This window comes from Chamaesiphon sp. OTE_75_metabat_556 (genome assembly GCF_031378165.1).
In the GTDB taxonomy this organism is placed as follows: Bacteria; Cyanobacteriota; Cyanobacteriia; order Cyanobacteriales; family Chamaesiphonaceae; genus Chamaesiphon.
Map to the genome: position 1 here is coordinate 1 of NZ_JANNDR010000029.1, position 4,623 is coordinate 4,623.

The 4,623-nt window shown below is 45.6% G+C and carries 6 protein-coding genes; all 6 read right to left on the reverse strand.

The window, feature by feature from the left end; genetic code table 11:
• Positions 1-100: 100 nt before the first annotated feature.
• Entirely contained in the window at positions 101-1,129 is a 1,029-nt protein-coding gene (locus RMO27_RS01450; protein WP_309728405.1) for a tyrosine-type recombinase/integrase, read from the reverse strand.
• 17 nt (positions 1,130-1,146) lie between these two features.
• Entirely contained in the window at positions 1,147-1,755 is a 609-nt protein-coding gene (locus RMO27_RS01455; protein ID WP_396133594.1) for a Uma2 family endonuclease, read from the reverse strand.
• 130 nt (positions 1,756-1,885) lie between these two features.
• Positions 1,886-2,386, reverse strand: a complete 501-nt coding sequence (locus RMO27_RS01460) for a type II toxin-antitoxin system YhaV family toxin (RefSeq protein WP_309728407.1) — start codon at positions 2,384-2,386, stop codon at positions 1,886-1,888.
• The gene (locus tag RMO27_RS01465) at positions 2,383-2,715 is read right to left on the reverse strand and encodes a type II toxin-antitoxin system PrlF family antitoxin (RefSeq protein WP_309728409.1); all 333 of its coding nucleotides are present in this window, start codon (positions 2,713-2,715) and stop codon (positions 2,383-2,385) included. Before RMO27_RS01465 ends, RMO27_RS01460 begins: the two co-directional genes overlap by 4 nt.
• A 418-nt stretch (positions 2,716-3,133) precedes the next feature.
• Positions 3,134-3,505, reverse strand: coding sequence for a hypothetical protein (locus tag RMO27_RS01470; RefSeq protein WP_309728412.1), 372 nt, complete (start codon positions 3,503-3,505; stop codon positions 3,134-3,136).
• Positions 3,506-3,642: 137 nt separating this feature from the next.
• Positions 3,643-4,068 (reverse strand): hypothetical protein, encoded by a 426-nt coding sequence (locus tag RMO27_RS01475; RefSeq protein ID WP_309728414.1) that lies wholly within the window; start codon positions 4,066-4,068, stop codon positions 3,643-3,645.
• Positions 4,069-4,623 lie beyond the last annotated feature (555 nt).

Here is a 4,623-nt window from a genome sequence, read left to right on the forward strand (position 1 = left end):
GAAAGTATACTTTCTGCACTCCCAGAAAATCTAGAGAAACCAAACTTCATCGAGGAGATCACCCAGCTTTATATTACAGAGTAATTTAATGGTTTATTGGCTAAATGTACAAATTTGGCGCGTTGGGCACTTTTAGCCAAATTGCATCAGCCAATGTCTTCGCCGCCTTACCCTGCAATTGCTGCCGCCCATCATCATAGCGAATCAAAGTAGACAAGTTTTGATGCCGACTATGAGCCTGAGCCGAGCGCACATCCCCACCATTAAGATCGAGTAATGCCGTAATACTAGAGTGTCGAATCTTATGCGGACTCACCACTCGATCGATCCCCGCCGCTGCCGCCAGTCCTCCCACGATTTGATACAGCCTGTCTACACTCAACCTGGTATCCCGACTAGAAACAAATAGAGCCGGACTTCTACTTTCGCCCATACTCGCCAACCAATCGGAGATCGCCTCGACTGTTGCTGGAGCTAGATCGATCGGTTCTTTATCGATTCTCCCTTTGCCTTTGAGATACAGCCTTGCTTCACCAGCGTGAAAATCAGCTCGATCTAGTCCACATACCTCAGCACGTCTGAGAGCATTATCCCAGCGCAGCCGCAGCATCGCATAATCCCGTTTACCCATGACTGTCGTTCGCTCGATCCCATCGATTAACAACTGAAATTGGTCGATCGAGATCCCCCTCGTATCCTTGTAAGTCTGCGCCTTGACTGACTTAATATCGTCCAATCTAAACGCACATAATTTCCGCTTGGCAGCATGAGTGACAAACGACTTCAATGCCGCCAACCGCGCATTCACAGTCCCCGCCGACAACCCAGCGGAGAGCAAATGTCCCCGATAGGCAATCACATGACCGATGGCATCATGTTCAGGGAGTTGAAGAAAAGCTAAAATCGTCTCTGGCGAAACCGATACTTGGAATTCCCGCTGGAAAAAGTCTCTAAGTCCCGCTGCATAGGATCTCCGTGTCGCTGGGGAAATTTGCAGTTGGAGAAATTCATCCCAGACCCCTGATGCGACTGGTTTGACAGTCAACCGCTGTTCTACAGCAGCAACTTCACCACCAATATTTGGGGGAGTGGTGCGAACAATTTTAATTGTGGGTAGGTTGATTGCCATCTTTATCTGAGTGCGAACTAAAAAATTGATCGCAGATCCAGCACAAAACCAGGAAGCACATCCTCACCTAGTAGGGTTTCAGGAGCTGCCAGAATCTCTACATCCTGCCCCAGACGGTAAATCTCGACCTGTTGCTTTTGCGGATCGATGAGCCAGCCCAAACGCACACCATTGTCGCGGTACTCTAACATCTTTTCTTGCAGCTTTGACAGACGATCGGTATCAGATCGCAGCTCGATCACAAAATCGGGAGCTAGAGGAATGAATTTCTTCCGCTGTTCGGGTGTCAAAGACGACCACCGCGATCGCTCTACCCAAGACGCATCAGGACATCGCTCCGCACCATTGGGCAATATAAATGCACCTGAAGAGCTGAAAGTTTCTCCCAGCCCAGTTTGTTCGCTCCAGTTAGTCAGTCGAGTAATTAACTTTGATTCTGTCCTACTACTCTCTCCCCCAGTTGGTGCCATGATTTCTAATTCTCCGTCCTTAGTTAACTCTAGCGATCGGCCTGGGTTGAGTTCGCACAAAATCTCGAACTGCTCCGGTGTGACCCGGAGCAAGCGATCGATCACATTGAGCGATACTGATGTTTGAGTTTCTGGACTATTGTCTAGTAATTGCATAATTAAAACTCCAATTTACATCTATCTAAGCGTGCGATCGGGATCGCTGTAAAGCGGAAATAGCCTTCAGTAACTTCATCCAGGGTTCTCAGTTTTTGCATTGGTTCGATCCTCCTGTCAAAAGCTAACATTACATTTCTAGATTAACTCGATCCAGGCGATCGATTTCACCTTTTACCACTGCCAATAATTCATCCCAATCATCTGGAGGATGACCGCGATCCAGCATCTTCTTGAAAACTAGATAGGCATCAGTATTACTATCATAAGCGCGTTTGGTGTCCTCATCATTAACCCAAGCGTAGACGATAATTTTACTGTCTTGATGATATCGAAAGAACAACCGATACTGCTGGAAAAACTGAGCTAAAAACCAATGTTTGCGATCGTCTCCCAGGGTCGCACCCTGTCGATATACTGGTAGAGTCGGATCTTGAGGAATAACATCAAAGGCTAACTTGGCAATTGCTGCTAACCGCTTGGTCGCATTTTTCTTGTGATAGTCCTGTGGATACTTCAGCCGCAGATTTGCAACTTGGGTTAAGAGTTGTTCAACCTGCAAGAGAAACAGATCGTGAGCAAATATAGTCCATTCATTAATTACTAGCGGCTGCGGTTCGGGTTCGTTCATTCATCTTCAGCCGTCATTGGTGCATCCAGATCGAGATCGATATTACCGACTAACGATCGAATCCGACCGACCAAATCGGAACTAACCTGTCGCACATGCTGGGGATTGGCTTGGATATCTGTAGCTAGAAAATTTAGAAACTGTCCTAACAGCGGATCGTTATTTTCATCCTCCGCCCGCGAGATCGTAACTTGCCCATCAGGCCCAATGGTATAGGAGATGCGATCGCGCTTATTCAAGCCTAGTACTTTGCGAATTGGATCGGGAACGGTCGTTTGATAGCGATCGGTTAAAGTAGATTCCGAGCAGGGGGTTGATGGTGTAGCCATAGCAACTTCTCAACTGATAGGGTAAACTCTAGCTATAGAGTAATGCAATCGCATTACCTTGTCAATCATGATTCCCCCTTCCCCTTTCCCCTTTTCTCCTTAGTTACTCAAGATTACAACACTACAAACTCATGATAAGGGACATTATCGTGCCAGAAAGTGACGAAACATAGCACCAGATCTACAAGCAAATAGCCGCGCTCTAGTTTGCAAACCGACCTTTGATGACTTTCTCTCCGAAGTGAACGTCTATCAGAACGCGATTACCTTGCGGCGCGGCTACGCCAACGATACCACCGAGAGACCTCAATGAGTGTATACGTTCTCGACTCCGATCTCTTGAGTCTTTACCGATCGACGAGTTAGTCAAGTACTTGGCTTGTCACCAATACTTGACTCTCGAACAAGCTCTAATAAATTAGCTATTTGTTGACGGGTTAAGTTCGTCCACTTTAGCTGCTGGTTCATTGGTGAACGAACCTGCTGTATAATTTTCAATTACGCCTAGAAATGCTTCGTTGATGCCTGAAATTGTCTCAATGGCTTTTTTTCTACCCCCTCCTGGACGACGAATGCTGGGACTGTTGAGCAAACTTGGTTGTTTTAGCTCCCTTATTCCTTTCCTAATGGTTCTGTAATTGCATCCCAACAATAAACCTATCTGTTCTAGCCAACCGTATCCCCGTTTGTTTGCTTCCATCGCTGCATATCTCCGCCGATCTTTCTCTGACAGGGACTCATAATATGATTTCATCTGTTCTTCACTGCTTGAAATTTGGGATGTTTCCAAGTTCTTACTTCCTCTGCTCGACTACTTCTCTACTCTACTTTGTCTTCTTACCAGTTTTGTACTTTATTTAATCCTTATTCCTAAGTAAGCTACCTGTTGTAGACTTAATCTGCTGCTTATGATTAAGTATCAGTTATTTACTTATCCACCAGGCGATCGAATAACTTGCGATGGTGCCGCTCGTCCATCCAATGTAAATAGACTCGATCGAACATTAACTGACTGTGACCCATCCATTTAGCAGCAGTCGCACTATCAATCCCGCCTAGAATGAGCTGAATCGCGTGAAAGTGTCTAAGCGTATAGCATTCAATCTCTAACCCCAACCGTTTGAATTGACGGGTAGGGATGTAGCCTTGACCTCTAGCAGTACTCGAAGTATTGGTCGGAACTGTAAATTGGGATAACTCAAACCGATCAAACCATTCAACTGGGTAGGGATAAGTGACACGGGTACGATTGGTTTTATTGGCTCTGACGACTAACTCATGATAGTTATTGTCATTGAGTCTAGAAGCGGCAATCGGCTGCTCTATTTCCCACTTGAATTCTCCTAAAGCCAACTTTAGCCCAATTTCGCGTGCCTTAGTTACGGCAATCGAGATTAAATGAACACTAGCATCTCAATAGAGCGGATATCGACATTGAGAGGGCTGTCCATCAGTCTTAGAGGGAAAAGTCCCGCGCAGATATAGTTTTGCTCTCTGCCGAACGATTCTAATCGGTAGTCCGACGATCTCCTTTTTGGCATTTGCGCGCTCGATTGCTCGATCTACATCTTGAAAATCCATGCCTAATCCATGCCTAATAAAACTCTTCTAGTTTTACAATTTTCGCACAATCTACAAAATTAGGAAAGTGGCTAAAGATTACTGGCACTAGGTCTTGGCGATCGTTGAATCTGGTAATAGGTTTGAATAGAATTGAAATTGATGGACTCATAATCCGCGAGCGGAAGCTCTAGACAGGTTCGATTCCTATACCTTGGACTTTAACATAATTCTTTGACCATTTTCTGCCATCACACCTCAAGCCCCAAAGCTGTTGCTAATAAGCCATTCTTCCCATGCTGGAATATTGACTTTGTACTCAGTAATTTTGCCATGAGGGTCGCGAAT